A 26,583-nucleotide genomic window follows, 5' to 3' on the forward strand; every position below is an offset into this window, starting at 1 on the left:
GGAACTTCAAGCTCTTGCAGACCAAGCAGCAGTAGTGGCTACTTGCATGAGCAATGAACGCAACTTGGCCACTGCGTCGGCGGGATTGTGGGGCAACGTGGCAAAGCCGATCTTCTTTCGGTCATCAAGGCTCCATGGGCTGCTCTGCTCGGCATTGGGCGTACCAGGTTTTGATGGGTCGAAGGGATACGCCAAAAGGCCCCAGGTCACCATTCCGGCAGGAGACTGAAAGCGTCCCAGATAGGCGGCCATCTGATACAGGTCGTCGCGCTGCGGCCCATTTGGTGAGCTGGCAGATGGATGGAGGGACTTGTACTTGGCATCAACGACCCCTCTGATGGTGGAGCCTGAGAACAGTATGGCGTCGGGTATCAAAGTGCCCAAACCTTGACCTGAGACATCGCTGTGGAGCAGTTTCTTGGTGACAGACTTATCTCGGGTGCCGTGAGTCACCGTCAGCGGTGCGGCGGCCTTCCGCAGAATGCTGAGGACGTACATCTCCCACAGCTCGGCTACGTCGAGCAGCACACCTTTCGTATCGCCGCTGGCATCAATATCGGCAGCGAGCCCCCTTCGGTTTGCAATCTGCCGCGAAAGCTCCGCGATGGGGGCGAAGCCCGCCGTGATCGGTGTGTAGCGAATCCGGTCCAGTTCGGCCTTCGTAGGCACGCGTGGTCGCGCACCGGTGACAGCCATCAGATTGGGAAGGAGCTCCTTGGCACGTGTAGGCAGCCATTTTTCGTCCGATACCCCAAGCCACCGTCGCAGAACCTCGTAGGCGGCGACGATGGCATCGGATGCCGCGTGATCCAACGAACGCTCCGAACGGATTGACACGACCTGTCCACCACCCGTGGCGATCAAGCGCAGAGATGCCGGGACATCAAGCCGTCCCCTGACAGTCGCGCCTTTCGTGGCCACTTCACGGCGAAGCGCAGGCAGCCCATGCCGTGCCGCCTCGATGAAGCCATGGGCCCAAACGGACGCCAGAAGTTGGGCAATGAACGATTCGTCCTCCCGGAGTTTTCCGGGCGCGTCGGTCAGCACGACCGAGGTTGCTTCAAACAGCCAATTCCGAAGCGTGGCCAGACCAAAACGTGGCTCAATGGTCAGGCTGTGCCCCTCGAAGGAAATCGAGCCAACGTACCTGCCAGCCCACCAGGTGCCGTCCCATTCACAGTAGACGATGGGTTCGTCCTCATCCCTCTCGCCAGAGATGGGAACGACAAGATCCGATGCTCGGACATTTGTTGCGAGCTTACGGAGCCAGTTCGCCTCTGCCGCTGTCGGTTGCGGGACAAGCGGCGAGCAGTCACGCGCGACTAGCTTCACTCGGCCACCGACGGCTTGAGAAGAACCTTGGAGAGCCGGTCGAGCTCAGTGTTGCGCGCAGTCGCGTCCAGTCCGGCGAGATACTGCTCGAGCAACGGGCGAAGGGATAGATTCCACACCTGCACGACAGGCTCCAGCGCTTCACCCTTTTTGTTCCAAAGGTAGTTCTGCTTGCGTGTAGGTCGAGCACCGAGGAAATTGCGCAGGAACACGACCACATCTAGCAGGTAGGTGTGCCCGATCTCGTACTGCGAGCCAAGCAGCGGGCTGTCGTGGATCTGCCCGTTCAACGCCGCCGCCGCTGCAGCCAATTTGCGGAAGTCCGGTTCGATGCGATCCCACTCCAGGCCCGATTTCAGAACCTGCCACTTGGATTCGGCGGCACCCACTAGAGCCTCTGCGTCAAACGGGCAAAGTAGCCACAGGAAACGGCGGCGCAGCGCGAAGTCGATCTGCTCGATGGACTGGTCGATCAGGTTCATGGTTCCGATCACGTACAGATCGTCCGGGATGCGCAGCTTCATTGATACCCCGTCGCCATTGCGTGCCGGAAGCTCAATTGTCTGATTGCGATCTTCAAGCAAGGAGAAGCACTCGCCGAGCATCCGACTCAGATCCGTCCGGTTCATTTCATCCAGGATCAGGATGTGCGGCAGACGTTCCGCGCGTGGCTGTCGCTCGATGTCCTCAATCAGTTTCGGAAGGTAGCCAGCTCGATATTCCGTGCCACCGCCATTCGAAATGTGAAGTGCGCGGATGAAGTCCTCGTAGCTGTAGGCCGGGTGCAGCTGTAGTCGATGCACGTTGTCGCGGATCGCGGATTCGACAACAGATTGAGACTGGAAGTAGCGAGCCGGCCCCATCTGACTCAGTGCCGCAGATCGGATGACCCGCTCAGCCAGCTTCTTTGCGCGGAAAGTCTTGCCAGTACCCGGTGGGCCATAGAGGACGATCTGCTTCTTGTGCTGGATGATCTCCAGCGGCGCGCCTTCAGATGCGCCCTCGCTATCGTCGTACCAAGCCTCGACCAGCGGTGACCAGTAAAAGTCCAGCTCCTGGCCGGGAAGCAGCTGTTCGAGCTCCTGGCGGATGGCCAAGATCGCCCGGTCATCATCCTCTGCGTCGGCCGTGACCAGTCCCGAGAAAGCCTTGATGACTCTGCGCTTGTGATTTCCACTTGCTATGCGTTCGAAGTGTTCGGGGAACAAGAGATGAAGAAGCATGTGCCGAAGCTGCTTCGACTCCGCATCCTCAATGCTGTCCACAACCTCTTGAAAGAGCCACGGATCGGCCGCCACCTCTACCTGCCGATCCTGCGGTAACTTCTTCCACGCGATGGCGAGTTCGATCAGAAAGGCGATCTCGAAGGGGCGGCGGGTGTTGTAGCCCTGACCGCCGCTACCGATCCCGTTGGCGAATGCTGCGGAGACAGGGTGTGAGTCCGGCAGGCTGTCGCCGCCCCAGCCGAGCACCTCGTTCACGACCTGCCGCTTGCGCACGCCACCGACACTGGACGGAAACAGGAAATACACGCTCAAGATCTCTGCCGCAAGACGTGATACGTCCTGTCCGGCCTTTCCGACTTGGTCTTTGAACTTGTCGATGAACGTCCGGTCGCCCTCGTCGGGGGTGGCAACGAAGGCTTTGTGGATGCGCTCCAGCACGTCGGGACGCCAAACAGAATCGTCGGCGAACAGTAGCGAGCCGTCACGCAGGAGGCAGTTGGCGCGAAATGAGTCTGCTGCTCGGTAGATCTTGTTTGTGTCGTGTTCCGAATAGCGAGCCATAGCAAGTCCTCTTTTACGTTCTAGGGCGAAAGCGCCGATGTGCCCCTTCGGCCCATCAGGCTCCATCTTCGGCCAAGGGCCAAGATCGGCCTTGGCTTTCCCTTCCCCTCAATGTAATGTAACATCCAGCACATTACATTGTCACGGATTCTTCCATGAGTATTGGTAGCAGCGGTCGCATAGTCATTGAGATTGAGCCTGAATCCAAGCGGCTGCTCTACGCCGCCCTAGCTCGGGATGGTTTGACTCTAAAAGATTGGTTTTTAAGAAATGTTGAGAGCTACATGACGGCAAACAACCAATTGCCTTTGTCATTTTCAAATGCAAGCTCCGCACCAACGCTAGGTGAAGTGAAGCCGCAATCACCCGCCCCTTCGACAGGAGCAGGGGCATGACCGAAATCATTACTAACGAGAAGCGCCCTGTTTCCTCTTGCACAGAAATGCTTAGGGGATCTGGTGACGCTAATTGCTCTAGAAAATTCAAGAACAAATCGAATCAAATGCAACTCAGTTTATCTGGCCTGGAAACGTTAGCTGCCGCACAAGTAACCCATCAAGGTGGTAAAGGAGAGCCCTTTCATGACTGGTACCCATACCTAGAAGGATTTTCATCAGAATTTGTCAAGTTTGTTCTTGCGAAATACATGCCGAATGCCAAAAAGATAATTGAGCCTTTTGCTGGGACAGGGACAACCCCTGTGGCTTTGGCTGCATTTGGCATTGATTGTGGCTACTGCGAAGTGAATCCCGCTATGCGGCTCGTCGTCGAAGCGAAGATGGCGCTTGGCTCTGCCACAATGACGCGTCGAAAGAAAATTGCCTCAAGACTTCAGGGTATTGCCGAAAACCTCCGAGATCTCGTAAAAGCAGCGCAACCGGACAAAGCTTTACAGGATGACTACAAAGTTAACTTTGAGGGAAGTCAATTCTTCAACGATGTCGGCATGGCTGCAGTGCTTTCTCTCAGGACTGTCAATGATGATGTTGCAAAAGAAGACGAGTTGATTGGAAATTTATTCACCATTGCAGTGATGGCGAAACTCGTCATTTGCTCAATGTTAAAGCGGTCTGGTGACGTTAGATACAAAACAGAAAAAGAGCTTCAGAAAGGCATTCCAGATCTTATCGGTGAGGTCTCAAGCCATCTCCTTCTCATATCGGGGGATTGTTTGGCCGCCGACCATCTGACGGCGTCGGTTGGCATCATTACAGCCAACGCTCGCGATCTTTTGAAGACGGCATCATTTGATGCTGATGGGGTCATTACTTCACCGCCTTACCTAAATGGAACAAATTACTTTAGAAATACAAAGCTAGAGCTTTGGTATGGGCGCTTTCTGTCAAACGGAACGACTCTAAGATCCTACAGGGATGCTGCAATTACTTCCGGCATTAATGATGTTGGTGTGGCGCAGGGTAGAAAGATTGTCCACAAATCGATTCAGATGCTGGTTGATAAGCTCTCTGAGAACGCCTACGACCAGAGAATTCCTAGAATGGTGGCAGGCTATTTCGAAGACATGAGGCTTGTCCTTCAGGGGCTAATGCATAGCTGCAAACCAGGAGCGCCGATCTGCATTGATATTGGCGATAGTCGATATGGTGGGATACATGTTCCCACGCATGAGATTCTTGAGTCGCTGGGAGTTGATATTGGCCTTGAGCACATCGAGACGTTGCATCTGAGGAACAGAATATCAAAGGATCGCAGCGTATTGTCTCAATCGCTGATTGTGTTCAGAAAAAAGGATAGCGCAGGCTTAAAGCCAGATCCGTCTTTAACAAATGAGCCTTTCCATGAAGCGGCAGATAAAGGAGATTTTCTTTCTCGATGGGAAAATTTCAAAGATGTATTGCCACACCAGAAGGAGCCGTACTCAAAACGGAACTGGGGTAGCCAACTACACTCGGTTTGCTCTTATCAGGCAAAAATGAAGCCTGCCTTAGCGCACCATTTGGTTGATGTATTCAGTCGCAGAGGTGACAAGGTCCTCGACCCATTTAGTGGGTCTGGAACGATTCCATTTGAGGCATGCTTGATGGGGCGCGAGGGATACGGCTTGGAAATTAGTCTGCTGGGCACTGCCGTATCCAATGCAAAGCTAATGCGTGCTGACGAACAAAAGGTGCGCCATTTAATCGATAAGCTAGATTTGTGGATTAAGAATAACAAGGCTACCTCCGGCACACTGCGGCAAGCGGAGGAGATTAGGTTCAATGGGGCTCTTGCGGAGTATTTCCATCCTGATACGTATCAGGAGGTGCTATCTGCACGCGAGTTCTTTGCGGCGAACCAGAGTGATTCGCCGGAGTGGCATCTGGTCATGGCCTGCATGCTTCATGTCCTGCATGGCAACAGGCCTTACGCTTTAAGTAGAAACAGCCACCCTATAACCCCATATGCGCCCACAGGAGATTTCATAAAAAAATCTGTTGTAGAAAAGGTCAGGGCAAAAGTTGAGAAAAGCTTGGCCTCTCAGTTGACAGACGACCTCCCCACTGGGCGATGCTTTCAAGGTGATATTTGTTCTGAATGGCCGGCAGAACTCCGAGATATAGATGCCATCATCACATCGCCGCCATTCTACGACTCGACACGCTTCTATATAACAAACTGGATGAGATTCTGGTTCTGCGGATGGGCAAGAAGTGATTACGATACCCGCGCGAATGAATTCGTCGAATCGCTTCAGAAGAAAACCTTCGATGTATATCGAGGGATTTTTGAGCAGTTTCATGCCCGCCTAAAGCCTGGCGGATTGGCTGTGCTGCACCTTGGGCTAAGTCACAAATGTGACATGGCAATGGAGTTGACCAAGCAGGTCAACGGACTTTTTAATGTGCTGGACATCGCTACCGAATCAGTAGGACATTGCGAGAGTCATGGCATTCGCGACAAAGGAACCACCACAGGACATCAGTACCTTATTCTTCAGAAATAAAGCGTAGTGTCTTTATTTGGTGATGAAGTGGTTAATTCATAAGGCCTGCAGCAATTTCTCAGTGCCCATCAAGCTGTTGCTTGATGGGTTTGGTGCATTTGTAGAAAAACCATAGTAGCTATGATTTTTTCTGCCGTCGTAATTCATATTCCGCAACAAGATCGACCGGCGCGCCTCCAGGGGCAGCATCAAAGGCTTTCTGGAGTGCCTTTACCACTAACTCGCCAGTTATCTTTCCATCTCGAACTCTGATCATTTCAGCTCGCATTAGAAACGTATCAAAAAGCCAATCTAAGCGCTTAACAAGCTCGGTTATGACCTCGACGTTCGGAGTGGGCTCGTTAAGTTGGTCAACGGGAATGCCAGTTAGAGCGCTGAGCCTCACTAACTGATCATCCGAGTAAAATTCCCTCGGATAGCGATCGCTTTTGGAGCTGTTGCATGATCCGCATAATGCAGTCGCAGTTTCATCAAGCGGCCAAAGCAGTGCTAGTGGCCTAGTGTGATCTAGCGCCATCGACTTCACAGTCGGAAGATCTGCGTTGCAATTGAAGCACTTGCAGCTAAATTTTTTCCAGATGTAATCAGACAGTTCAACACCGGTTCGGTGCTTGAACGCCATCTGCCTGCTCATTTGATAGAGCTCGGTAACCAACAATTCAAAATGCCTACGGCGAGCGCCGTCTTCCTTCATCTGAGCGCCAGTTCTATTTTTATTATGGGCTGCATTGACGCAATACTTCTTGCAGAATCTACACTCAAGCTGGTATCCGTAGTTAAGCTGGAGGACTTCCTGGGTTTCTGCATTCTTTAGTTTTCCAAAGCCTGTGTGTATGCACGGTCGGCGAGCAACACAATGATTGGAGAAGCTTAGTTGAATGCGCTCGTCATTTACATTTATCGGAAGAAAGCGTGCACATCGATTGCAAGTTTTTAGAAAAATATGCTCACCAGCGTCGCTCAGTTCCAGTACTTCTGTCGACCCAAGCAGTGCGATCTCAGTCTCCCCTTTGGTGCTCCAAAAGTGCGCCTCCGGTGAAAGCAGGTGCAAATTGCTTAGATATCCCGGAGCAGTACATACTTCGAACTTCCCGCCGGTATGGCAGCCCGGCTGTTCAACGAGCCCACAAGCTAGATTCCAAAGAGAGATACTTGCGTTTTTATTCGCAGTCATAGAGACGGTGGCAGTAACTCCTTTGCCATCTCCCTGCCACATGCTTCCAAATTTCGACCAATTCGGCGATGCTGGCTCTGATAATGTGTGCTTTGGATTTGGGGAGGTAATTTCAATCGCCAAGCATTTATCTGCACAATACCATCCGCCGAACGCTATCCACGTATTTGGTGTGTGATCCGGGATTGTGAAAACAATTTCCACAGTTTCCCCGGCTTGGAGTTTAAGGGTTTTAGAGCTTTCTTTTTTCCACTCGCCACCAGTTGAATCAGGGTGCGATGAGAATCCAGACTCTCTTGTCATTGGACGCCGTACGCCGGAATATGCAGTTTTCCCCGGAAGCTTAACCATAGATGTTCACTATTTTTGGGCGCGCTGCGGAATGAACGTGCGCCATGTTGACAAATACAATCATTCTACGGTTTCAGATAGTTGCACACAACAATCGGTCGCCACTGCAGACGATCAGTGCTGTGTTCCGTCTTGCGACAATCCCCGGAAGCACTGCTCCGCCGCCTCAGACCCATCGGCAGCCCTCCTGACTGGCAGCTAACCCGTACCGCTGATTCACCCTTGGCTGCAGCATCGACATTTGCAGACGCCCCGCACCAAGGTTGAACGTGAAGTCCACGAAGGCTGAGAACCACCACTTGGACTCGGGGGCCAACACCCAGCCACTACTTGATGCTCGTTGTCATCTCATTGACCCACGCCTGCAGCGCCCTCAGTTGCTCGACGTTTTCGTGGCAGGTCTGGTAGTTGGCGGCAACGGTTCCGGCGACGGCAGAGAGTGCAATGCCTGCGGCGGCCGCATCAGCATCTCGGGCGGGCTCGGGCAGCTCACCGGCAGCGGCAGCGTCGTGCAGGCGCACAAAGCCACGGTTGATAGTGCAAGCAGCATCGGCTTGAACGGGCACATAGACGGGAACCTCCTTGATGATGGCTTCGCCCTTCTCGCGGACGATGCGGACGCGGTCGATGTACTGCGTGACGACCTTGACGGTGGCCTCGGCCTGACGCTGGCGGACGGCGGTGGCTTGCAGGGTTTGTTTCTGGGTGGCGGTATCCCACTGCGTTTGAACGTGGCCCGCGCCCTTGATCCAGCCGAAGCCAATGAGCGCGACAGCCAGAGCAGCGACGGCCAGCCAGCGGTATGGCCACGGATTCAGGTTCATGGCGTTTCCCCGATGCACTGCCGGTACTCGGCCTCGCGCCGTGTGACCAACCCGCCGCACAGCCGAGCGTTGGCGGGCTGCGCGCAGTCTTTACCCTGGAAGAAGCGCCAGCGCAGCAGTTCGGCGCAGGCCCCGGCGTAGTCCTCCGCATTGAGTTTCCTGACCAGCGTGGACTGGCAGAACGCGCGGCTGCCGACGTTGTAGGAAAAGCTCACCAGTGCGTCGTACTCGTGCTGGGCCAGCGGCACGGTGACGCATTGCTTCAATGCACCCTCGAACTGCTGCACGTCGGTGAGTGCCCGGGCCAGCGCCTTCGGCGGCGTGGTGGTGTCGCCCAGCTTCACTCCGGTGGTGGTACCGAACCCGATGGTCGGCACATCGCCCTTGACCGGAATCACTGCGCGGTCGGTGTAGCCCTCGTGCAGCACGATGCCCACCAGCGCTGCAGCGGACAGCGTGAGCGCGGCCACCGTCCGGCGTTGCGGCGGCCGGATCATCGGTGCATCTCCGGCTGCGCGACCAAGCGCGCAATGGCCGCGCCGATGCTGGCGCTGAAGGCCAACAGCACGAACACGCCACGCGGCAGCACGTCCCCGAACACAGGCACCACCACTTCCGCCGCCGTGAAGATGGCGGCGACGATAGACAGGCGGACGCTCCAGGCGCGGCGCGCGATCTTTCGCCAGTCGGCGAGCAGGCAGAGTTTGCGGGTGGTGGTCATGGCGCGCCTCCCATCAGCTTCAACTTGATGGCGGCCCCCACCAGCAGCGCGGCCAGGATGCCGGTGGTGATCACCTTGACGGTGGTCTGCCACGCCGTGCGACGCGCATCGCGCCAGGCTTCCAGCAGGTCGCGCAGCTCGCGAATGTCCTTCGCGGCGTGGCCGTTTTCGAGGCCGAGATGGGACAGCACACGCTCGGCACCGCGTTCAGCAGCGCGGTCCAGCAGTTCGTCGAAGTCCTCGCGGCGCAAGAGCAGCATGTTCTCCACGAGCGCTGCGGGCGAGTGTTGTTCGGGTTCGGTCATTTGTGTTCTCCAGAAATGCAAAACCCGCCTCGTGGGCGGGTTCAGTTGGTTGCGGCGGGATGGCGATCAGATGGCGATGCCAGCACTCCAGCCTGCGGGCTTGTAGGCCGAGAGCTTGGCCTCATCCTCGATGTAGCAAAGCCAGCCCACCTTGGGCGGGTGGAACTCCCACGTGCCATCGATGCGCACCGCGATCTGGTTGGTCTTGCCTGCCCACACGCCGGTGGCTGCGGCGGGCACGAGGTAACGGTCGCCATTGGCGGGGCTGGCTGGTGGCGTGGTCAGGTCGCGGTCTTTCACGGACAGGCCGACCACTGCGCCGAGGCGTTTGAGGTTGGCATCCATGCCGGTGTCCCAGCCGCTCTCGCCGAGCGTCCAGCCGTAGTTCAGTCCAAGGTTCGGATCGGTTGATGACATGTTTATCTCCAGGGATTCGATGCTTGGCCGGTGGTCTGGCGTATGCGCTGGATAGCGCCGGGGTCGCCGGTGCGGTGGCTTTGCTGCGGGTGCTGTCGCCAATGACGCCCGACGATGGGCAGGTACAGCACGCCGCCACGCTTGGCCACCAGCAGGGTCAGCAGCCAGTCGGCGAAGTTGTTGAGGTCGGTGGTTTCCGCAAGCGCGACTTCCACGGCAGACCGGCGCATCACGATCAAGCCGTGCACATGGCTGGCGCTGTTGGCGTGTTGCCAGCGGCTGTAGGCCAGACGACGCACGGCAATGTCGCGACCGTTTTCGTCGGTCAACGCTTCGTCGGTGTAGGCCATCACGGCTTTCGGGCAGGCATCCAGCGCATCGGCTAGTTGCGTGAAGGCGCTTGCGTCGTACAGATCGTCGGGATCGACGAAGGACACCAGCGGCAAATTGCCCTGGGCGTAACCAGCGGCGCGTGCTTCGCCGATGCGGCTCGGGATACCCGGCAGGACGTGCAACTGAATCGGTGCTCCGTCGAGACTGGCAATACAAGCCGAGCGCCATTCGGCGGGCTCGTTCAGCGTCAGCAGGTGAACATCGATGCGTGGTTCTACTGGCGGTTCCATCAGATTCCTCCCCAATACTGACCCCAGCGCAGGCCGTAGCCCGCGCGATCCGCGGCGCGTACCTGCGGCTGCCAGCTTTCCAGCCCGTCACGCTCGGCAGTGAGTTCCAACGTGATGCGGTCGCCCAGCGCACCGGCATCAGCCGCAGCCGTCGCCACGTCCCACACGAAATTCGCTCCGGTGATGCCGGACGCCGTATGCACCAGCGCGTCGTTGCGATCTCGGATGCGCACCGTGTAGCTCACACCCGGTTCTGGCCCGATGTCGGCTTCGCCCTGCTGCACGAGGTAGGCGGTCTGCTGGGTGCGGTCACGATGGGCCCACGCGATGCTGAGGTCCCCGGCGACCACGGCAGGCTCGGTCTGACCATTGAGGCGGACGCGCCCCGGTGGATACGGCAAGGCCTGCCGCCCGGTCAGCACCATCGGCTGGCCATTGCTGGCCAGTTCCGCATCGCCTTGATCGGTTGAGGTGCGCGGGATGGCTCCCACGAACACCGATTCACCCGGGGCGCGCTCCGCGCCTTCCGATGCCAGCCACTCACCCACGCCGATGAGGCGGGTTCCGACCGGGTGCGATTGCGGCGTGGTGTCCAGTACGCCGCGTGCGAGGTCAACCGTGGCCGCAGCGGTATTGAAGTCCAGGACGGCGACGGCTTCACGGATCGACCCGCTGGCATCGACCAGGTAGGCGTAGTCGCCCACGGTCAGCCTTTCCGGCTGGCTGACGGCGGTCACCGGCACGCCCACGGCATCGGCCTCGCTGGCAGGCAAGGCCGCATCGAGCGTGAGCAGTGGCGCGTAGTCCTCGCTGGCCACGCTGGCAATCTCACCGGCCGAGGCGCCGGTGGCGAGCTGCCAGTTGAGCTGGCCCGTACCGCCCACAGCGGCCAATGCGCCCACCGCTGCATCGGTGTCGGTCAGGTAATCCAGTTCAGCACGTGACAAGCTGCGCGCCAGTTCCCAGTACGGAATTTCCACCGCGAGCACCAATGCGGGAGGCAGCGGCTCCAGGGTTGGCTCGTCGATGATGGGCGGCGGCGGTGCCAGCACGGCGTTGTCCAGCCCGAACACGTCCTCCATCGCTTCGATGCGCCATTCGGCCGCGCCCAAGGTGCCGGTATCAATGCCGGTCACGCGCACCACCATCTGGTCGATACCCAAACGCGGCCAGTTGAGCAGGAACACGTCACCGGGCAGCGGTGCGCGTTCCAGCGTGTCGCGTGCCACGGTCAGGCTCATCCGGGCCAGGGGCGACCCCAGGGCGCGCAGATCCCGCAGCGCCAGACGCGCGGCGAGCGGTCCGTAGTTGACGCCCGGGTAGTCACGGCGCTGATTGATCACGCCGCCTTGCAACTGAATCGCGGCAAGGTTTTCCACAGTGACGGTGGTGTCGCCGCCGGTTTGCCAGTCGGCGTAGACCACGGTCAGCTCGTTGGGCAGCTCACCCCACTGCGCGCGCTCGAAACGCTCCAGCCGCACGATCTCGTCCGGCCCCAGTTGCGGCAGGTCATTGACCCAGTAGTCGTCGCGCAGCAGCTTCAGCTCGAAGGTGCCTTGCTCCGGATCGGTGTAGAGAATGCCGCCGATGTGGTCGATGACCTGACTGATGAAGCTCTCGATGGGCTGCTGGCGCGTCCAGATCAGATTCAGGCCGAAGCCTTCATCCGACAGGGCCCACGCCGCATTCCAGAAACTCCAACCGATGCTGTCCTGCGGGTAGCCCATGCCCCAGTGCGGGTCGGTCAGGCATTGCACCAGGATGTGGGCCGGGTTCATGCCCACACTGATCTCGCGGCCTTGGTTGTCATCCCAGGCGCGGATTTCGGCGTTCCACTCCATCCACGGGTAACCGTGCCAGCCCGCCGTGAAACGGCGCACGCGCACGGCCCACGGCTTGATGTAGGGGTTGTTGGCCGCAAACAGAATCTTGCGCGCCACCAGTGACAGCACGCCCCGGAAGGCCGGAATGGCTGGCCCAAGGCGGCTCATCAGGTAGTCGTTGCGCCCCTGACCTGGGCCACCGGGCAGCACATCGATGTTGCCGACCACACCACCTTCACGCTCGTCACCGCCAAACAGCGTGGGTTTGTGGATACCGAGGGTGGTCAGGCCGTGCCCGCTGGACAGCGGCCCCCGGTCGGCATCGCCCCAGGCGGTACGGTCGCCCATCTGGATTTCCTGCACGGCATCGACCGGCCCTTGGCACAGCACCAGGTGCAGTCCCATCCGGTAGCGGTAGCCGACGGTTTGTTTTTTGCTGCTGCCACCCATCAGTGCTGCTCCTGCCGGATGTGCGCACGGGCGTGCTCGACCACCCGCAAGGCCATCGCGTCGCCGGTGGCCAGCAAGGTGTCGGCAGCGCAGCCGTCACGCAGAAAGGCGCGGAAGTCCATATCGTGGCGCGCGAACCAGACCCGTGTGCCGTTCACGCACAGGCCGACGGCGCGCACATCGTCAATGGTGACGGTCACATCCGTGCTCATTTCTTGCCTCCTTTTTTGCGGATCGGTTCGGCTTCCAGATCGCCGTACCAGACGACGTTGGCCCCGCGCAGCAGCACGGTGCCGAACACAACCGGAATCGGTCGGCCTTCTTCTGCGGTGGGGGCATCGACGTCGGACAGCGATGCGGGTTTGGGCTCGGGCGGTTTCGGCGCGAGCGCGACCGAAACCAGCGCCGCCACCACGATGACGACGAGGTACCACATGGAAATTCTCCGGAAGAGTCAGAACACGCCCGTCGAAAACGGGTTCTTGCTCGGGATGACGGGAAAGCCGCCGTAGTTGTCGAGGTTGCCGAAGCGCGAGGCGCACGTTTGCGTGCTGTGATCGCAGCCGACCGTCAACAACACTTGCGTGCCCGGTTCAATGGCCGCTGGATAGAGCAGTTCGACGCCGCTGCCGTAGTCGCGGATGATCATGTGGCGTGCCCCATCCGGCGTTTGCAGCCAGCCACCGGCCAAGCCACCGCTGACGCCACCCGGCACACCGCCATCGAGATCGACACTGCGGCCATAGGCTTCATAGACGAAGGCGCTCTCGGAAATGGGCGACGCCCCACAGGCACTGGAGTACAGAACGTGGGAACAGTTGCGGCTGTAGAGCCTGCGCAGGCCGATGCGCTTCAAACTGACCTGTGCCGATTCGCAGCGGATGCGGGCAGCATCGGCGTCGATTTCCACACCCAGCACCCGGCCCATCCAGCGCGTGCCCGACAACCACCAGTAATCGCCCCAGGTATCGCGCCGCCCGATGCGCAAGGTGACCGAGGTGGTGTCGCCGGTGAGCGACGTGGCCAGCAGGTGGCGCACAAGTTCACAGTCGGGTGGCAGCTTGAGATCCAGCGCTGACTTGGCCGCTTCGGCCCCCAGCGCCAGTTCGTTGCGCTCGATGGACAGGCTGGTGTACAGCGTGCCGTCGAGATCGACGTCGAATTCGTGCGGAGTCAGGTAGAAATTCGCGCTGCTGCTGGCGAAGGCGTAGAGCTCGACTTCCATCAGCGCTTGCTGGCTCATACGGCGTACTCTCCATACGTTTCTCGGTCGTTGCCGCGTGGCTCGGGCAACTGGCGCGCGGTCAGGGTGATCTCCACCAACTGCGGGCTATGCCAGTACAGGTCGATGGCGTCGTGGTCGAGGCGGCAGCGCGCAAGGCGAACAATCCCGCTGCCTGCGGGCACCCAGTCGTCGAGACCCGAGCGCAGCACCAGCACACCGCCCTGATCCAGATGGCAGGTGGCTGTCAGGGCGTACTGCCGATAGCCGTCCGGATGCACGATCAAACAGGCAGCGGGGCGATGCCAGAATGCCGAGAGGTCTTTGCCATCGACACGCAGGAAACCGTCATCGGGATCAGCTTCGACGCTCACCCACAGGATCGGTGCCAAGCCATCGGGCAGCCAGAAGGCTTCCAAGCGGCCTTGGGTGCGCCACAGCCGCGCCCGCCAGATGTCGATTTCATCGAGCGAGCTGGCCAGATAGCGGCGCTGGTAAGTCGTCGTCGCCCACGGATCGTCACGCCGCACCCACGGATCTGCGGGTGAGAAATCCTGGCGCGTGATCGTCGCCTGCGCGCTGGCCGTGGGATCATCGCGCCAGTTGCCATCGGGCCAGACCGGGATCTCGTCGAGCCACGGGTCATCGAGGACATCCATGTCCGGCGTTTGTTCGGGCGTGACGCTCGCGGTGACGCTGCCGCCGACCATTCCCGGCACCCATTGCGTGAGATCGGCCGGATCAACGGCCTTGCCCCACACCAGCGGCAGCACGGCGCTACCAGCCGCCGCTTTGCGGGCCAGCGGATCGGCCAGCCACAGCAGATCGGTTTCCACGTCGCTGAGTTGGGCGACTTGCCAGCCTTCCGGCGCAATGATCAGCACCCAACGTTCGCCGCCCTCCCAGCCTTGCACGCCGTCGTAGGTCAAGCGGAGCGCAGCAGCAGGAGGAGCGAAGCGCCGCCAGTCGGCCTCCGATACCGCCAGGGTCAGCGCGCCCTCCTCAGCGTTTTCGACGAGGTGGACGGCGTACTGTGGCAGCGGCCACCACGCGGTTTGGCCCAGATGATCGGCCAGCCAGTCGGCGACCAGCGCATCGGTCGGGCGGGCATTGCCCACCTTGTAGGTGAGCCAGCGCCGAGGAACGCGGCGGCGTGCTTGCCGGGATTCGTTGCCGCTGGCCAGCCGTGTGACGCTGGTCTGCCACTCAAGCCGTTCGACCAAGGGCTCGGCCCAGTCGTGGCGGAAGGCAAACACACCGCGTTGCGCATCCGGCCAGGGTTGATCCCCGAAGGCGTCCATGCCAGTGGCGACGATGGTGCTGGATGCGGTGTCCCGGCGCAGCACCTCGACGAGGAATACCGGGCCATCGATGGGTGGCCACGGGTGCGCCAGAGACTCAGCAAGCCAAGTCGCAGCCAAGTTGGGCGGAACCGGCGCAATGGCCGTTTCGGGCATGAAGGTAGCCGCACTGGCTCCGAACGATGCACGCGACAGCACTTCGCCCTGAATTTCCAGCAGTTCACTTCCGGGCGTGGGCTTGCTGGAAACCTCCGCAATGTCTTGAATGACGACGCGATCCGTCATGCCGACTCCACGCCGAATTCGGCGGCATTGAAGGCGGCTTCCGCCCATTGCACGTTGCCGTTCGGGTTGCGTTCGAACAGCGTACTCTGCCACGCCAGTTGCTCCTGCAGGATGATGTCGGCGCTGGTGGCGGTTTGCGCACCACTGACCACGAGGCCTTTGACCTTGCCCAGACCCGCATCGGTCTTGCGCGCCAGCATCGTGAGCTGCACGCCGTAGATGGTGGGCGTGGCCATCACCGGCAGCGCCTCGACATCGAAGGACTGGCGCAGTCCGACACTGGGCGCGCTGATCGCCGTGCCCTCGTCCTCGTCGCTCACGGCTTCCCATGCGGCAGTACCGACCGGACTGGCCGTCCACTGGTTCAGGCTGCCATCGGCCTGTGCCTGCAAAGCATCGACACGCACATCGCCCAGGAAGGTGTTGTTGATCGTGCCGGTGGTGTCTGCAATGTAGAAGTCATCGACGTCGATGGTCAGCGGGCAGCTCTGTCCGGGCACCGCGCCCACGAATGCGGTGACCAGTTGGCTACCGCCCTGGAGGGTGTTCTGCGCGGTCATCTGGATGGCCAGGATGCCGTTGATGCGCACCGACAGCACGCCGTTGCTGGTGCCTTGCGTGACCTGCAACTCGATGTAGTGCCAGCCGCGTGCCGGGGCGCTGGCGACCGAGGTCGAGATCAACTGGTCGTAGCCGTATTGCCAGCGGTAGAGCTTGAGCCGCCCGTCCTCGCCGATTTTGACGAGATGGGCGACCTGCGCGTTGGCATCGCGCACGCCCAGCAGCAAAGGCTCGGTGTAGGTGTTCTGGTACGGCACCACGCGAATGGCCGCTCCCACGATCAGGCTGGTCTTGGTGGCGTCGAGGTTCTTGACGTAGCCACCGCCCGAGCCTTCCGGCAACCGCAGAGCATAGGAGGACGGGCGACGGCCATTGATGCGGGTGGCCTGCGGTGACAGATATGCCGCCTTGCCACGCGCCAGCCACGGATCGCCAAAGCTGTCCACAGCCTGCGGGTCGTAGTGGTCGAAACCATCGATGAACAAAAGTGCCATGTGGACTTTCCCCTCAAAATTCAGCCTTGGAGCGCCGAGCGGATGGCCCGCGCGTTGCGCCCGATGATGTTTACGATGACCCGCTCTCCGGCAGGCGACTGCAGGTGGTCGTGGGTCACGCCGGGATCGATGGCGTTGACGATGCGCACCGCTTGATTCATCTGCGGCTGTGCGGGTGGCACTTTGACCTCCGGCACCAGGCCACCGGCAGCAAAGGCCAGCTCGCCGCCTTTAAAACGCGGGCCGACGGACAAACCGTTGAGCGAGTCGAGGAAGGCCACGCCGACCTGGCGCACGGCAGCGGCACGCACCACGTATTCACCTGCGGACAGGCGCGCCGGGATCGAGTCCGAGGTGGCGCTGCCCGGGCCGGAGACCAAGCCACCACCCGCGAATTTCTTGATGCCACCCAGCAGCGCCATCACAGCGGCGACCATGGCCACCATTGCGGCAATGGCCAGTCCCGGGCCAACGATGGGCACGGAGGCTTGCGACGCTGCCGCACCTGCACCGGCCTTGGCGGCATCCATCGACACCACGGCGGTGGTTTCGGTGGTCTTTTGCGCGACTTTGGCAGCGCTGGCCGCCGCGTCGACGGTTTGCTCCTGCTGGATGAAACCGAGCTTGAGCGCCAGCATCCGCGCCTGCATGGCGATCCACTGCTGGAAGGGCTGAATCACGATCTGCTGCAGGAAGGCGTCGGCCACCTGCTGGAACAGGCTGGCCATTGCGCTGCGCCACGTCTGTGCGCCGGTGATCATCCCGTTGAGCGCGCCGCCGAAACTCTCGCCGATGCGGTTCCACAGCGGAGCCATTTCATCGACCGTGAGCCGGGTTCGCTCCAGTTCGTTGCGCCACGCCTGCACGCGGATCACCGCATCCGGCCCGATGGCTTGCGCGGCTTGCTGCATGGTCGGCAACAGGCGTTCCATCTCGGTGGCCGATTGCTGCTGCAAGGTCACGATCTGTTGGCGCGCCTGCGCTTCGGTCAGCAACCCGGCCTGCTGCTGGGTCTGGATCGCATCCTGCGCATTGCGCATCCGCTCGGTGACCTGCCGCCACTGGACTTCCAGTGCGGAGAGGTTCGCTTGTGCGGCCTTCACGTCGATCAGCCGGTCAACGAGCGACACGCCGTCGGCATCGCTTTCTGCCGCCAGCCGCGCCCGCAGATCCCGATAGCTGCGCTCGATGGCCGATCTGCGGTCAGCATCGGTTGCGGTGCTGGTGATCTGGGCCAGTTCCTCGCGCGCCTGCGCCAGGGCATCGGCCAGCTCACGCTCGGCTTGCGCTGCCTTGCGCGCATTGGCCTGCTCGATGTCCGTGCGCCGGTTGTTGAGCGTGATCAGGTCGGCTTCCGCCTTGGCGACCTCGGCCTTGGCTTTCAGGCGGCCGTTCTCCGACTTGCCGGTGCTGGCGACTTGCTGACTGCGGGCCAGCTCCTGCTGCTTGCGCGCGATCTCGGCATCGACCTCGCGCTGCTCGATGGCCGTTTTTTGCGCGTAGTAGTCGCGCACCGAGATCAGACGATCCTCAAGCGCTGCATCCAGCGCGGTTTGTTGCCGCGCCAATCCGTCCTTGAGCAGCGCGAACTCGGCGTCCAGCTGCGCTTTCATCAGCGTGGTCTGCGCGCCAGTGGAATCCTGCGCAGCCTTGCCCGCTTTGGGTTTGGTCAGCCGCTGCAACAGTTCCGGATCGGCCTGAATTCGGGGTGCCTTGACCTCGATGGGTTTGGGGTCGAACAGGCTGTCGCGGAAAGACGCCAGCTCATCGAGCCGTTGGATCAGGCTGCCTTTGAGGTCGGCAATGATGGCCTTGGCCCCGTCAGTGTTGCCCTTGAGCGCTTCGACCGCCGCCGCGACACCGCCACCAATCGCTTCACCCAAGGCGACGAAGGCCTTGCCAACCGTGGCGACACCGAGCGCCAGGGTCTTGAGCACCAGCACCACGCCGTCCAGAATCGTGCGCAGCGTGCCGCCTTGCTTGGCCGACTCGACCATGCCACCGGCCATGTCGTTCAGGGCAGGCAGCAAGGACGCGATGATCTGGTTGCCGATGCTCTGGGTGGCCAATTTCAGCTTGTCGAGCGCGTCGTTGAAGTTGCCTGCCTGCGCGGCGGTGTCGGCTGACAACTGCAGCCCGAGTTCAGCCGCCTCCTGCTTCAGCGCACCGATGCCATCCCGTCCTTGGTTGAGGAAGGGGATCATTTCGGCACCGGCCTTGCCGAAGATATCGACCGCCAGCGCCGCCTTCTCCGCGCCATCCGGCATGGCCTTGAAGCGATCGGCCAGATCCAGCAGCACCTGTTCGCTGTCGCGCAAGGTGCCATCCTGGTTCTGGACCGCCACGCCCAGCGCACCGAACTTCTGCGCGGACGTTTCCGAGCCGGTGGCGGCCTCCAGCATGCCGGTGGCCAACTTCTTGAGCCCGGCTTCGAACTTTTCGGTGGAAACCGCCGACAACTCGGCGGCAGGCACCAGCAGCGACAGCGATTCGACGGCGATGCCGGTACGCTGCGCCATCTCGTCCAGTGCATCGGCTGAGTCGATGCTGGACTTGATCATTGCGCCGATTCCCGCCAACGAAACGCCAACGCCAAGGTTGGCCAGCACGCCGTTGACGCTCTTGGCCGTATCGGTGAGGCCGCCCAAGCCCCGCTTGATCGAGTCGAAGGCGGTCTTGGTCTGGTCGACGGCACTGATCAGGATTTGGGCACGGTTGCTTGCCATCAGACTTTGTCCAGTTCTTGTTGAATCGCCTGCGCCAAGGCAGGTAGTGCGCGTTGCACGCCACCCGCCAGATTCAGTCGTCGTTTGAGATCGACGCGCTTGACCAGCACGGCGATGGGAATCTCCTGGCCACGCTTGATCTGCTTGGCCCCGGTGCGACCACGCTCGGCGCGCTTGAAGCGGCCCAGTTGCCCGGCGTTCTCCTTGATGTTCTCGGCCATCAGCAGCACGCGCCCGTTTTTCTCGATGAAGAAGGCATTGCCCGAGCGCATCAGGCCATCAATGACCGCCTTGAAACGCTTGGGGCCGATGCGACCGGGCAGCAGCGGGATCAGCAGATTGCCGCTCACGCTGCCGCCTCGTTCGTGCATGCCCAGCCACGGAATCTTGCTGCCCACCAGCAAGGCGGGCAGTTGCTCGGGCTTTTTGTCGAACACCTTCACACCCATTGACGAGATGAAGCTGTTGCGCTTGACGGTGAAGGCGCTGCGCATCTCGGATCGCGCGGCATCACGCACTTCACGCCCGCCCGATTGCATGCCCTTGGCGACGGCGGTGTGGATGGCGCGACGCCGCTCGGTACTCCACGCAGCCAACTGGCGTGGGTCCAGCAGGCCGTTGGTGGTCAGAGACAGGCGCACGTTTTAGTCCTTCAGCAGATCGCGTTGCAGTTGTTCGATGCCACGCTTCTCGCCCTGTGCTGCCACGGCGTGAATGCCGAGCATCTGAGCCAGTTGCTGCCGTTCGATCTGGCCGTCGGCATCCAGAAAGGCTTGGGCCTGCGTGAGCGTGTAGGACATCACGTCGCCAAGGCGGTGACCGGCGCGGATCAGGCGGGCGACGGCGGCGTCCCAGCCGAGTTCGTCAGCGAGCGCAGCGTCGGGGCGAGCCGCTGGGCTGCGCCTTGAATCGCCGGAACGACGTGCGCCACGAAAAAATCCGCGTTCACCTCGAACACGGCAGCGGCCAGAAGAACGGCGTCCTCCAGCGACAGGTCGTTGATCCACACGCGTTCACGCCGGGTGGTGATCGCCAGCAAGTCCAGCACGGCATCGCCGTGCCGTCCCAGCAGCGTCATCCAGTCCGGATCACTGGTGATTTCCTCGGCCATCGGCCGCACCACGGCCAACAGCCGCGGCAATTCGCCCAGCCGGATTGGCGTCAGTTCCAGCGCGGTGCCGGACAGCGTCACGACCACAGGCTCAGGGGGAAAGGTCTTGAAGCCGTCCATCACAGCAGCACCAGACGTCCGAACTGACCGAGATCACCGCCGACTGGCTTGGTCAGATCCGCCAGCACTTGGCCCGACAGCTCGAACTTCAGCAGTTCGTCCGTGATGATCGAGAGCTCCTTGGCCGGGTTGATGGCCACGCGGTAGAGGTCGATCACCACCTCGCGGTTGCCGTCGGCGGTGTTGAGTCCCTCGAAGCGAATCCAGCGCTCGGGCAGCGGCTGAGTGAACATCGCCGTGCTCTGCGCTGCGCCATAGGCGTAATCAACGGTGAAGGGCTCGGTGTACGGGCCACCCGACGTGGCATCCAGCACCACGAGCGAGCCGTGCTTGGCGTTGACGCTGTACTGGCTGAGGGGCAACGTCTGGGGCGTGGCGTCGGAGTCCTGCACCTGCACGGCGGACACGTTTTGCATGGCCAGCGGGTACAGACTGCCCGGGGTGACCGGGTTGGGCAGCAGCTCGCCGGTCACAGTGCCGGGGGTGATCGTGGTCGTGGTGCCATAGAGCGCGAGCGCCAGGTTGGTTGCGATCAGTTCTTCCAGCGTGCAGGCGAATTCGCCTTTCTTGGTCTTGATGAGTTGCAGGTCGGTCAGGCGCTGGCCCGACTGCGCTTCCTGGTGCTCGATGGTGTCCACCGACAGCGACACCTTCAGCTCGGGCACGTTGCCGACGAAGGTCAGTCCGGCCGGGTTGCCATTGTCATCACGCGCGCCGATGTAGACGCGACCTTGTCCGGAAAAGTAAGCCATGTTCAGTCTCCTTGGGTGGCTGCAGTTGTGGAAACACCGGACGTGGCATCACGGCGGGTGGGTTTGGAATCAGTGGCGGGGGTGGCCGCTTTGGCCGTGCCTTGTGTGATCAGCCAACGGGCGCTGGCGTCATTCAGATCAAGGCGATCACCTACGGCGAGGCGCTTGCCTGCGTGGGTATGGGGTTTCAGTAGTTCGATGGAGAGGGTTTGCATAGGGTGTTCATCCTGTTTGGGTGAGGTCGATGGCGTGGGTGCGGTAACGGATCTCGTAGCGGGCGGGCAGCGCGACGGCCCCGGCGTCGGCGTCGTCGAACTCCCATTCGCAGTCGATCTCGCGCACGGCGATGGCCAGACCGCCCAGATTCGGGTCGGCGAGCATTGCCGCGTGGGCCGCGACCAGCGCCTGGTCGGCGACGTCGAAGGCATCCGCACCGCGTACCACCACGGCAAGCCGGACGATCAGCAACCGGTCGACCAGGTGGTTGGCGTGGGCGGTGATGCTGTCGCCATCGACGAAGAGCAGCAGCGCTGGACTGGCCTCGCGGGTGACCGGCACGGCAGGCATGCGCAGCACCGGTGTCGGGGCAATCGCAGATGCCAGGCGCGTGACGATCTCCCGCAAGACGCGCTCGCGGACGGAGTTCATGGGGAGTTCCTCAGAGTTGGGAGAGCGAGGCGCGACGCTCGGTGCCGTCGCCGATGGCGCGCACGTCGCGCACCTGATAGGTATTGCCTGCCACCTCGACGGTGTCCCCGGCTGCCAGCGTCAGCCAGAACGCCGGGTAGTCGATCTGGTAGTCCCGCGACAGCGCAAAACCATCCAGCACGGTTTCGTCGGGGGCACGGAAGGCGCAGTGCACGGTGCTGCCCACCACCGTGACGGGGGTCAGCAGTCCTGCACTGCGGGCCGCCTCGTACAACGTCGCGACATCCATCAGGCAGCAACGAGCTTGATCAGCACGCCAGGGCGATGGCACATCGGCAGGGGGTTGCTCTGCGTGTGCAGATCAGTGCCCCGATCAAACTTGCGTGGCTCCTGCTTGGCATACAGCGGCTGGCCGATGGTGTTCACGGTCTCGTTGAAGTCCGCTGGCGCGAAGTAGGTCGCGAAGGTATCCACCGTGCCGACCGGGAAGGCATGGGCTTCCCCTGCGGCAATGAAGCGGCGCGACCCCAGCGTGCCGTCGGCCTGCACAAAGGAAGCCTGGCCACGGTATTCCTCGAAGGTGATGCCGCTGTAGCTGAAGCCCGAGCGCATGTCGTTGATCAGCACTGCGCCCTGCTGCCAGTTCTGGTAAGCGGTCTTGACCTCCTTGTGGGTGGTCAGTGCGCGGAAGAATTCCGGCGAGCACAGCACGTGAAGGCCCGTGGAGAACTCGCCCGCCAGACCATCTTCCATCAGACCCAGCAGTTCGAGACATGCGCCCTTGAGCTGGCCGTTGTCGGTGGCGGTGGAAAACTCGAACGGCACGCTCTGCGCCGTGATGTCGAACTCATCGAACAGATCGACCAGCGTGCTGCCGTCGGCGTCGAGAATCTCGCCCTTGAGCGCGCCCATGCGCAGGTGCTCCAGGGTGATCGCGTGCTTGTTGCGCATCGTCTCCAGATGACGGGCCATGACACCGCCGATGGCTTCCATCTCGGTTTCCGAGCCGAAGGCGCGCAGGCCTTGCACCTCTTCGGGCAGCACCACGTCGTCGTGCGGGATGTGCGGGATCACGAAGGAGCGCAGCTTGCGCTGGCCCCGTTCACCGACCGTGCCGGGCGAACCGGGTGCGCGGGTGGGCAAGAGGTTCAGGCGACCGGCGAATTCCTCGACGATGATCTGCCGGGTGCGCACCGGTTTGGCTGGAAACAGGTTCAGTTGCTCCAGCCGCCCGTAGCGGTTGGGCAGCAGGTTGATGGCGGCGGTAAGGCTGGCCATCGAGAAGCCGGGGTTTTCAAAGGGGTTCTGCATTTGGGATCTCCAAAAATGACGAAACCCGCACAGCGGCGGGTTTTCGGGGGAGTGAAACGGAGTGTCAGGACGGGGTCAGGCGCTGTCGCGCACCAGCACGCCCAAGAAGGTGAGCTGGGCGATGGCGGCGGCCTTCTGCGCAGTGGTGATGCCGGTCGGCCAGACCAGTGCGCCGCGCGCGACGATGGCGTGGCGCGCGATCACCAGTGCGTCGTCGCGGTCGATCAGCGTGGCGTCCACATCGCCCACCAGGATGCCGATGGCGATTTCGCTGCCGTCGGTGGCATCCGGATCGAAGGCTTTGAGTTTGCTGCTGGTGGTATCGCGCCCGAGCACGGTGCCCAGCGCGAGCTTTTGCCCGGCGGCCACGGTATCGGTTTCGCGCGAGTAGAGATTCGGCGCTTCGTACTTGAGCAGGTCGCCCAGCGTCTGCGGTTGTGCAATGGCGGTCATGGCTTACTCCTTGGCGGTGAGTTTCTTGACGGCAGCGACCACGGGACTGTTTTCCGGGCGCTGGCTGGTGCTGGCATCGGCGGTGATGCGCGAGGCGATTTCGGGCTGGTCAGCACGGGCATCGAGCAAGGCCCGACGCACTTGCGCTTCGGAAAACCCGGCGGCGAGGAATTCCGCCGTGCGTTGCGACTGGCCCGCGATCAGGCACATCTCGGCAATGGCCTGCGCCTGACCACGCCCACTGGCGAAAGACTGCGCCAGTGCGGCGCTGGCGACAGGTGTCGGTTGCGGATCGCCTTCGTCTTGCGGCGGATCGGTTTGCTGGGCGGGGTCGGTCGGATCGTGTGGTTCGTGCGGATCGTGAAGATCGTCGAGGGCGGCGTGTTCGTCCGGGTGTTCGGTCATGGTGTTCTCCAAGGTGAAAGAGGTGGGTCGAGGGGCGTGGTGAAGCGTGGGGGGCGAAGCGCGCGGCAAGGCAGACGACCGGGCTTGTGGCGTGGTCTGCGGACGCTGGGCGGCCAACGCCTCGGCAAATTCGGCCAGCACCTGATCGAAGGGCAGCACCGCGTCGGCCAGCCCTGCGGCCACTGCGTTCTCGCCGAAGTACACGGCAGCTTCGGTGGCGCGCACGGCATCCACATCCAGTTGGCGCATCTGGGCAACCTGCGTCGTGAAGATTCCGTAGAGCCGGTCGACTTCGCTTTGCAGCGTACCCGCCGCCTGCGGGCTCAAGGGTTCGTGCGGCGAGAGATCGTTCTTGTGGCCACCGGCAAAAACAGCGGTGTAGTGCAGCCCGTCCTTGGCATCCTTGACGGCCTGATCGACGTGCAGCGCGATCACGCCGACGGAGCCCACACCGGCGGTTTGCGACAGCGTCAAACGCTGGCAGGCAGCGGCAATGGCGTAGGCGGCCGAGTACGCGGCATCGTTGGCGTGTGCCCAGATCGGCTTGATCCGGCTGGCGGCGCGGATGCGCTCGGCCAACTCGAACACGCCGCCCGCTTCGCCGCCGGGAGAATCCAGATCGAGCAGGATGCCCGCCACCTGCGGATCGGCCAGCGCAGTCTCCAGCCGGGATTCCAGTTCGTCGTAGGCCATCAGGCCCGAAGCGGCATCGAGGCCCAGCGAGCGTTTGACCAAAGTGCCGAACACCGGAATGACGGCGATGCCCGACTGCGCAAACGCCCGCGCCTGCTTGGGTTCTGGGATGGGAAAGGCCATGTCCCGGTCGGGCAAGCCGATGCGTGAACCCAGCACGGAGAGGATCACGTCGAGTTTCGGGCGCGCAATGAGCAGCGGCGTCCCGATGATGCGGGACGCCAGATGGATGAGGGGCATGTCAGTTGTCCTGTAGGTCAGGCTGCGGCGGCACCGGGGCTACGGCAGCAAAAGGCGGCTTGTCGTGGCGCGGGTCGGAATCGAAGACCAGACCCAGTTCGTCGGCACGCTGGTTATCCAAGGCGATCTCGCGGTCGATGTCCTCGGCGTCGTAGCCGAAGGCCGAGATGGCTTCCGAGCGCGACAACAGTCCGGCACGAATGGCGGTCAGCATCGCGTCGAATTCCTTCTTCGGATCGACCCACTGCCAACCTTGCGGAATCCATTTGGCGGCCAAGTAGTCGCGCCGTTTTTGACTGAATCCGGTCAGCGGCAATGCGCCTTCCAGTGCTGCCTGCTCCATCCACGCGCGCCAAATCGGGCGGCACAGTTGATGGACGATCACGTTGTGCTGGATGGCCTCGCAGCGGCGGCGAAACTCCAGCAACCCGGCGCGGATCGACGAGTAGTTCACCTGCGTCAGATCGCCGGTCAGCATCTCGTAGGTGATACCCATCGCGGCGGCCACCGCCCTAAACTGCATACGCAGGAACTCGGCGTAACTCGCGCCCACATCGGCAGGCTGGCTGAACTTCACGTCTTCGCCGGGCTCCAGAATTTGCATCGTGCCGGGTTCGAGTCCGGCCATCGCCGCGCCATTGGCATCCGGTAGCCCTTCGCCCATCAGGTTGTCTTCAGGTGAGAGGCGCGTGATGAAGCCCGCGAACATCGCCGCCGTCTTCTTGCGCACCAGCTCGGCATCGTCGTACTGGTCAAGTTCGTTGAGCTTGACCAGCGCCCGGGCCAGCCACGGTTCGCCCCGGATCTGGCCGGGACGCAGGGGCCGGAACAGATGGACGATTTCGGCGGCAGGCACGCGCACCGTGTCGATGCTGCTGCCGACTCCACCGTTGCCGGACATCGGGGCCAGCGAACCGTCGCCCGGGTGCGCGTTGTACAGGTGGTAGGCCACGCGTCGACCGATCTTGTCGAACTCGATGCCCGCGCGGATGACGTTGCCGCCGGGCCGTTCGCTGTTCAGCGTGGCCGGTAGGTGTTCGGGTTCGAGCAACTGCAATTGCAGGCCGACCGCCAAACCATCCTCGGGACGGCGGTAGCGCAGCCGCACCAGACACTCGCCGCCTTCGAGCATGGCGCGACAGGCCAGCGCCTGCAGGCCGTAGAAATCAGTCAGTCCGGCGGCATCGGCGTCCGCGCACCAGTCCCACCACAGGCTGTGGATGGCTTCGCGCAGCGTGTTGTCCGCCACCATCGACTGCGGCTTGATGCCGGTACCAATGGCGTTCGAGACGAAGGCCTCGACGCCTGCTGCTGCCCACGCATTGCGCCGCACCAGATCACGGCTCTTGGCGCGCAGTTCGTTCTGGGTATAGGCCAGCGCCGCGACCGCACCGGGGTTGCCGACCTGCCACGCCAGCGCACGGCGGCCACCGCCGATGCCGTCGTAGAACGGCGTGCCACCCAGCAGGCTGATGCCGACACGTCTGCGCATACGGTCAAACCATTGCAT

The 26,583-nt window shown here is 61.7% G+C and carries 30 protein-coding genes; 2 read left to right on the forward strand and 28 right to left on the reverse strand.

What is annotated here, in order from left to right; genetic code table 11:
* Nucleotides 1-6: 6 nt before the first annotated feature.
* Nucleotides 7-1,332 (reverse strand): 5-methylcytosine restriction system specificity protein McrC, encoded by a 1,326-nt coding sequence (locus HMPREF3014_RS23735; protein ID WP_034067978.1) that lies wholly within the window; start codon nt 1,330-1,332, stop codon nt 7-9.
* The gene (locus tag HMPREF3014_RS23740; RefSeq protein ID WP_052155237.1) at nt 1,329-3,119 is read right to left on the reverse strand and encodes an AAA family ATPase; all 1,791 of its coding nucleotides are present in this window, start codon (nt 3,117-3,119) and stop codon (nt 1,329-1,331) included. Before HMPREF3014_RS23740 ends, HMPREF3014_RS23735 begins: the two co-directional genes overlap by 4 nt.
* Before the next feature lie 155 nt (nt 3,120-3,274).
* On the opposite strand from HMPREF3014_RS23740, the gene HMPREF3014_RS33870 reads away from it, so the two are divergent.
* Together HMPREF3014_RS33870 and HMPREF3014_RS33875 are read left to right on the forward strand one after the other, a co-directional pair.
* Nucleotides 3,275-3,514: a hypothetical protein gene (locus HMPREF3014_RS33870; RefSeq protein ID WP_071537754.1), complete on the forward strand. Its 240-nt coding sequence runs from the start codon at nt 3,275-3,277 to the stop codon at nt 3,512-3,514.
* Nucleotides 3,511-6,063 carry a DNA methyltransferase gene (locus HMPREF3014_RS33875; protein WP_141765473.1) on the forward strand — a complete coding sequence of 851 codons (2,553 nt, stop codon included), beginning with the start codon at nt 3,511-3,513 and terminating at the stop codon, nt 6,061-6,063. The genes HMPREF3014_RS33870 and HMPREF3014_RS33875 overlap by 4 nt, the downstream gene beginning before the upstream one ends.
* A 118-nt stretch (nt 6,064-6,181) precedes the next feature.
* Here HMPREF3014_RS33875 and HMPREF3014_RS34470 read toward each other — a convergent pair whose 3' ends face one another.
* The 26 genes from HMPREF3014_RS34470 to HMPREF3014_RS23850 form a co-directional block, all read right to left on the reverse strand.
* Nucleotides 6,182-7,588 (reverse strand): hypothetical protein, encoded by a 1,407-nt coding sequence (locus tag HMPREF3014_RS34470; RefSeq protein ID WP_141765474.1) that lies wholly within the window; start codon nt 7,586-7,588, stop codon nt 6,182-6,184.
* A 166-nt stretch (nt 7,589-7,754) separates the two neighbouring features.
* Entirely contained in the window at nt 7,755-7,907 is a 153-nt protein-coding gene (locus HMPREF3014_RS35460) for a glycoside hydrolase family protein (RefSeq protein ID WP_371056763.1), read from the reverse strand.
* 7 nt (nt 7,908-7,914) lie between these two features.
* A complete protein-coding gene (locus tag HMPREF3014_RS23745) occupies nt 7,915-8,412 on the reverse strand; it encodes a hypothetical protein (protein ID WP_034067976.1) in 498 nt (165 codons plus the stop codon).
* Nucleotides 8,409-8,909: a lysozyme gene (locus HMPREF3014_RS23750; RefSeq protein ID WP_034067975.1), complete on the reverse strand. Its 501-nt coding sequence runs from the start codon at nt 8,907-8,909 to the stop codon at nt 8,409-8,411. Before HMPREF3014_RS23750 ends, HMPREF3014_RS23745 begins: the two co-directional genes overlap by 4 nt.
* On the reverse strand, nt 8,906-9,133 hold the full coding sequence (locus HMPREF3014_RS23755) for a DUF7940 domain-containing protein (protein WP_034067974.1): 228 nt from the start codon (nt 9,131-9,133) through the stop codon (nt 8,906-8,908). Before HMPREF3014_RS23755 ends, HMPREF3014_RS23750 begins: the two co-directional genes overlap by 4 nt.
* Entirely contained in the window at nt 9,130-9,438 is a 309-nt protein-coding gene (locus HMPREF3014_RS23760) for a DUF6127 family protein (RefSeq protein WP_034067972.1), read from the reverse strand. Before HMPREF3014_RS23760 ends, HMPREF3014_RS23755 begins: the two co-directional genes overlap by 4 nt.
* 66 nt (nt 9,439-9,504) lie before the next feature.
* The gene (locus HMPREF3014_RS23765; RefSeq protein ID WP_034067970.1) at nt 9,505-9,855 is read right to left on the reverse strand and encodes a DUF2793 domain-containing protein; all 351 of its coding nucleotides are present in this window, start codon (nt 9,853-9,855) and stop codon (nt 9,505-9,507) included.
* Nucleotides 9,856-9,857: 2 nt separating this feature from the next.
* Nucleotides 9,858-10,478 carry a glycosyltransferase family protein gene (locus HMPREF3014_RS23770; protein WP_034067969.1) on the reverse strand — a complete coding sequence of 207 codons (621 nt, stop codon included), beginning with the start codon at nt 10,476-10,478 and terminating at the stop codon, nt 9,858-9,860.
* Complete coding sequence (locus HMPREF3014_RS23775) at nt 10,478-12,751, reverse strand: phage tail protein (protein WP_034067968.1); 2,274 nt, start codon at nt 12,749-12,751, stop codon at nt 10,478-10,480. Before HMPREF3014_RS23775 ends, HMPREF3014_RS23770 begins: the two co-directional genes overlap by 1 nt.
* A complete protein-coding gene (locus HMPREF3014_RS23780) occupies nt 12,751-12,963 on the reverse strand; it encodes a hypothetical protein (RefSeq protein ID WP_034067966.1) in 213 nt (70 codons plus the stop codon). The genes HMPREF3014_RS23775 and HMPREF3014_RS23780 overlap by 1 nt, the downstream gene beginning before the upstream one ends.
* Nucleotides 12,960-13,187 carry a hypothetical protein gene (locus tag HMPREF3014_RS23785; RefSeq protein ID WP_013246730.1) on the reverse strand — a complete coding sequence of 76 codons (228 nt, stop codon included), beginning with the start codon at nt 13,185-13,187 and terminating at the stop codon, nt 12,960-12,962. Before HMPREF3014_RS23785 ends, HMPREF3014_RS23780 begins: the two co-directional genes overlap by 4 nt.
* An 18-nt stretch (nt 13,188-13,205) precedes the next feature.
* The gene (locus HMPREF3014_RS23790) at nt 13,206-13,994 is read right to left on the reverse strand and encodes a DUF2163 domain-containing protein (RefSeq protein WP_034067964.1); all 789 of its coding nucleotides are present in this window, start codon (nt 13,992-13,994) and stop codon (nt 13,206-13,208) included.
* Nucleotides 13,991-15,559 carry a hypothetical protein gene (locus tag HMPREF3014_RS23795; RefSeq protein ID WP_034067963.1) on the reverse strand — a complete coding sequence of 523 codons (1,569 nt, stop codon included), beginning with the start codon at nt 15,557-15,559 and terminating at the stop codon, nt 13,991-13,993. The genes HMPREF3014_RS23790 and HMPREF3014_RS23795 overlap by 4 nt, the downstream gene beginning before the upstream one ends.
* Nucleotides 15,556-16,614, reverse strand: a complete 1,059-nt coding sequence (locus tag HMPREF3014_RS23800; protein WP_034067961.1) for a hypothetical protein — start codon at nt 16,612-16,614, stop codon at nt 15,556-15,558. The genes HMPREF3014_RS23795 and HMPREF3014_RS23800 overlap by 4 nt, the downstream gene beginning before the upstream one ends.
* 20 nt (nt 16,615-16,634) lie before the next feature.
* Nucleotides 16,635-19,340, reverse strand: coding sequence for a coiled-coil domain-containing protein (locus HMPREF3014_RS23805; protein WP_034067959.1), 2,706 nt, complete (start codon nt 19,338-19,340; stop codon nt 16,635-16,637).
* Nucleotides 19,340-19,981: a DUF6441 family protein gene (locus HMPREF3014_RS23810; RefSeq protein WP_034067958.1), complete on the reverse strand. Its 642-nt coding sequence runs from the start codon at nt 19,979-19,981 to the stop codon at nt 19,340-19,342. The genes HMPREF3014_RS23805 and HMPREF3014_RS23810 overlap by 1 nt, the downstream gene beginning before the upstream one ends.
* A 3-nt stretch (nt 19,982-19,984) precedes the next feature.
* Nucleotides 19,985-20,140, reverse strand: coding sequence for a hypothetical protein (locus tag HMPREF3014_RS34700; RefSeq protein WP_168171855.1), 156 nt, complete (start codon nt 20,138-20,140; stop codon nt 19,985-19,987).
* A 29-nt stretch (nt 20,141-20,169) separates the two neighbouring features.
* Nucleotides 20,170-20,571, reverse strand: coding sequence for a hypothetical protein (locus HMPREF3014_RS23815; RefSeq protein WP_034067957.1), 402 nt, complete (start codon nt 20,569-20,571; stop codon nt 20,170-20,172).
* Nucleotides 20,571-21,323, reverse strand: a complete 753-nt coding sequence (locus tag HMPREF3014_RS23820; protein WP_034067956.1) for a phage tail tube protein — start codon at nt 21,321-21,323, stop codon at nt 20,571-20,573. Before HMPREF3014_RS23820 ends, HMPREF3014_RS23815 begins: the two co-directional genes overlap by 1 nt.
* A gap of 2 nt (nt 21,324-21,325) precedes the next feature.
* Nucleotides 21,326-21,538 (reverse strand): DUF7210 family protein, encoded by a 213-nt coding sequence (locus tag HMPREF3014_RS33880; RefSeq protein WP_071537755.1) that lies wholly within the window; start codon nt 21,536-21,538, stop codon nt 21,326-21,328.
* Nucleotides 21,539-21,545: 7 nt separating this feature from the next.
* Nucleotides 21,546-21,971, reverse strand: coding sequence for a hypothetical protein (locus HMPREF3014_RS23825; RefSeq protein ID WP_034067954.1), 426 nt, complete (start codon nt 21,969-21,971; stop codon nt 21,546-21,548).
* 10 nt (nt 21,972-21,981) lie between these two features.
* Entirely contained in the window at nt 21,982-22,260 is a 279-nt protein-coding gene (locus HMPREF3014_RS23830) for a head-tail joining protein (protein WP_034067953.1), read from the reverse strand.
* The gene (locus HMPREF3014_RS23835; RefSeq protein WP_034067952.1) at nt 22,260-23,282 is read right to left on the reverse strand and encodes a major capsid protein; all 1,023 of its coding nucleotides are present in this window, start codon (nt 23,280-23,282) and stop codon (nt 22,260-22,262) included. The genes HMPREF3014_RS23830 and HMPREF3014_RS23835 overlap by 1 nt, the downstream gene beginning before the upstream one ends.
* 75 nt (nt 23,283-23,357) lie before the next feature.
* Nucleotides 23,358-23,735: a head decoration protein gene (locus HMPREF3014_RS23840; protein WP_034022752.1), complete on the reverse strand. Its 378-nt coding sequence runs from the start codon at nt 23,733-23,735 to the stop codon at nt 23,358-23,360.
* A gap of 3 nt (nt 23,736-23,738) precedes the next feature.
* Nucleotides 23,739-25,073, reverse strand: coding sequence for a S49 family peptidase (locus tag HMPREF3014_RS23845; RefSeq protein ID WP_034022753.1), 1,335 nt, complete (start codon nt 25,071-25,073; stop codon nt 23,739-23,741).
* A gap of 1 nt (nt 25,074) precedes the next feature.
* Nucleotides 25,075-26,583, reverse strand: coding sequence for a phage portal protein (locus HMPREF3014_RS23850; protein ID WP_034022755.1), 1,509 nt, complete (start codon nt 26,581-26,583; stop codon nt 25,075-25,077).

The organism is Pseudomonas sp. HMSC065H01, assembly GCF_001815235.1.
GTDB lineage: Bacteria > Pseudomonadota > Gammaproteobacteria > Pseudomonadales > Pseudomonadaceae > Pseudomonas > Pseudomonas aeruginosa.

Excerpts from the sequence above, each read along its gene's own strand:
- HMPREF3014_RS23760 (WP_034067972.1), bottom strand. The coding sequence starts at position 9,438 with ATGACCGAACCCGAACAACACTCGCCCGCAGCGCTCGTGGAGAACATG.
- HMPREF3014_RS23835 (WP_034067952.1), bottom strand. The coding sequence starts at position 23,282 with ATGCAGAACCCCTTTGAAAACCCCGGCTTCTCGATGGCCAGCCTTACC.
- HMPREF3014_RS23845 (WP_034022753.1), bottom strand. The coding sequence starts at position 25,073 with ATGCCCCTCATCCATCTGGCGTCCCGCATCATCGGGACGCCGCTGCTC.
- HMPREF3014_RS23775 (WP_034067968.1), bottom strand. The coding sequence starts at position 12,751 with ATGGGTGGCAGCAGCAAAAAACAAACCGTCGGCTACCGCTACCGGATG.
- HMPREF3014_RS23825 (WP_034067954.1), bottom strand. The coding sequence starts at position 21,971 with ATGAACTCCGTCCGCGAGCGCGTCTTGCGGGAGATCGTCACGCGCCTG.
- HMPREF3014_RS23820 (WP_034067956.1), bottom strand. The coding sequence starts at position 21,323 with ATGGCTTACTTTTCCGGACAAGGTCGCGTCTACATCGGCGCGCGTGAT.
- HMPREF3014_RS23795 (WP_034067963.1), bottom strand. The coding sequence starts at position 15,559 with ATGACGGATCGCGTCGTCATTCAAGACATTGCGGAGGTTTCCAGCAAG.
- HMPREF3014_RS23780 (WP_034067966.1), bottom strand. The coding sequence starts at position 12,963 with ATGAGCACGGATGTGACCGTCACCATTGACGATGTGCGCGCCGTCGGC.
- HMPREF3014_RS23840 (WP_034022752.1), bottom strand. The coding sequence starts at position 23,735 with ATGACCGCCATTGCACAACCGCAGACGCTGGGCGACCTGCTCAAGTAC.
- HMPREF3014_RS34470 (WP_141765474.1), bottom strand. The coding sequence starts at position 7,588 with ATGGTTAAGCTTCCGGGGAAAACTGCATATTCCGGCGTACGGCGTCCA.
- HMPREF3014_RS23745 (WP_034067976.1), bottom strand. The coding sequence starts at position 8,412 with ATGAACCTGAATCCGTGGCCATACCGCTGGCTGGCCGTCGCTGCTCTG.
- HMPREF3014_RS23750 (WP_034067975.1), bottom strand. The coding sequence starts at position 8,909 with ATGATCCGGCCGCCGCAACGCCGGACGGTGGCCGCGCTCACGCTGTCC.
- HMPREF3014_RS23815 (WP_034067957.1), bottom strand. The coding sequence starts at position 20,571 with ATGGACGGCTTCAAGACCTTTCCCCCTGAGCCTGTGGTCGTGACGCTG.
- HMPREF3014_RS23740 (WP_052155237.1), bottom strand. The coding sequence starts at position 3,119 with ATGGCTCGCTATTCGGAACACGACACAAACAAGATCTACCGAGCAGCA.
- HMPREF3014_RS23785 (WP_013246730.1), bottom strand. The coding sequence starts at position 13,187 with ATGTGGTACCTCGTCGTCATCGTGGTGGCGGCGCTGGTTTCGGTCGCG.
- HMPREF3014_RS33875 (WP_141765473.1), top strand. The coding sequence starts at position 3,511 with ATGACCGAAATCATTACTAACGAGAAGCGCCCTGTTTCCTCTTGCACA.
- HMPREF3014_RS33870 (WP_071537754.1), top strand. The coding sequence starts at position 3,275 with ATGAGTATTGGTAGCAGCGGTCGCATAGTCATTGAGATTGAGCCTGAA.
- HMPREF3014_RS23765 (WP_034067970.1), bottom strand. The coding sequence starts at position 9,855 with ATGTCATCAACCGATCCGAACCTTGGACTGAACTACGGCTGGACGCTC.
- HMPREF3014_RS34700 (WP_168171855.1), bottom strand. The coding sequence starts at position 20,140 with ATGTCCTACACGCTCACGCAGGCCCAAGCCTTTCTGGATGCCGACGGC.
- HMPREF3014_RS23830 (WP_034067953.1), bottom strand. The coding sequence starts at position 22,260 with ATGGATGTCGCGACGTTGTACGAGGCGGCCCGCAGTGCAGGACTGCTG.
- HMPREF3014_RS23755 (WP_034067974.1), bottom strand. The coding sequence starts at position 9,133 with ATGACCACCACCCGCAAACTCTGCCTGCTCGCCGACTGGCGAAAGATC.
- HMPREF3014_RS23850 (WP_034022755.1), bottom strand. The coding sequence starts at position 26,583 with ATGCAATGGTTTGACCGTATGCGCAGACGTGTCGGCATCAGCCTGCTG.
- HMPREF3014_RS23790 (WP_034067964.1), bottom strand. The coding sequence starts at position 13,994 with ATGAGCCAGCAAGCGCTGATGGAAGTCGAGCTCTACGCCTTCGCCAGC.
- HMPREF3014_RS23805 (WP_034067959.1), bottom strand. The coding sequence starts at position 19,340 with ATGGCAAGCAACCGTGCCCAAATCCTGATCAGTGCCGTCGACCAGACC.
- HMPREF3014_RS23800 (WP_034067961.1), bottom strand. The coding sequence starts at position 16,614 with ATGGCACTTTTGTTCATCGATGGTTTCGACCACTACGACCCGCAGGCT.
- HMPREF3014_RS33880 (WP_071537755.1), bottom strand. The coding sequence starts at position 21,538 with ATGCAAACCCTCTCCATCGAACTACTGAAACCCCATACCCACGCAGGC.
- HMPREF3014_RS23770 (WP_034067969.1), bottom strand. The coding sequence starts at position 10,478 with ATGGAACCGCCAGTAGAACCACGCATCGATGTTCACCTGCTGACGCTG.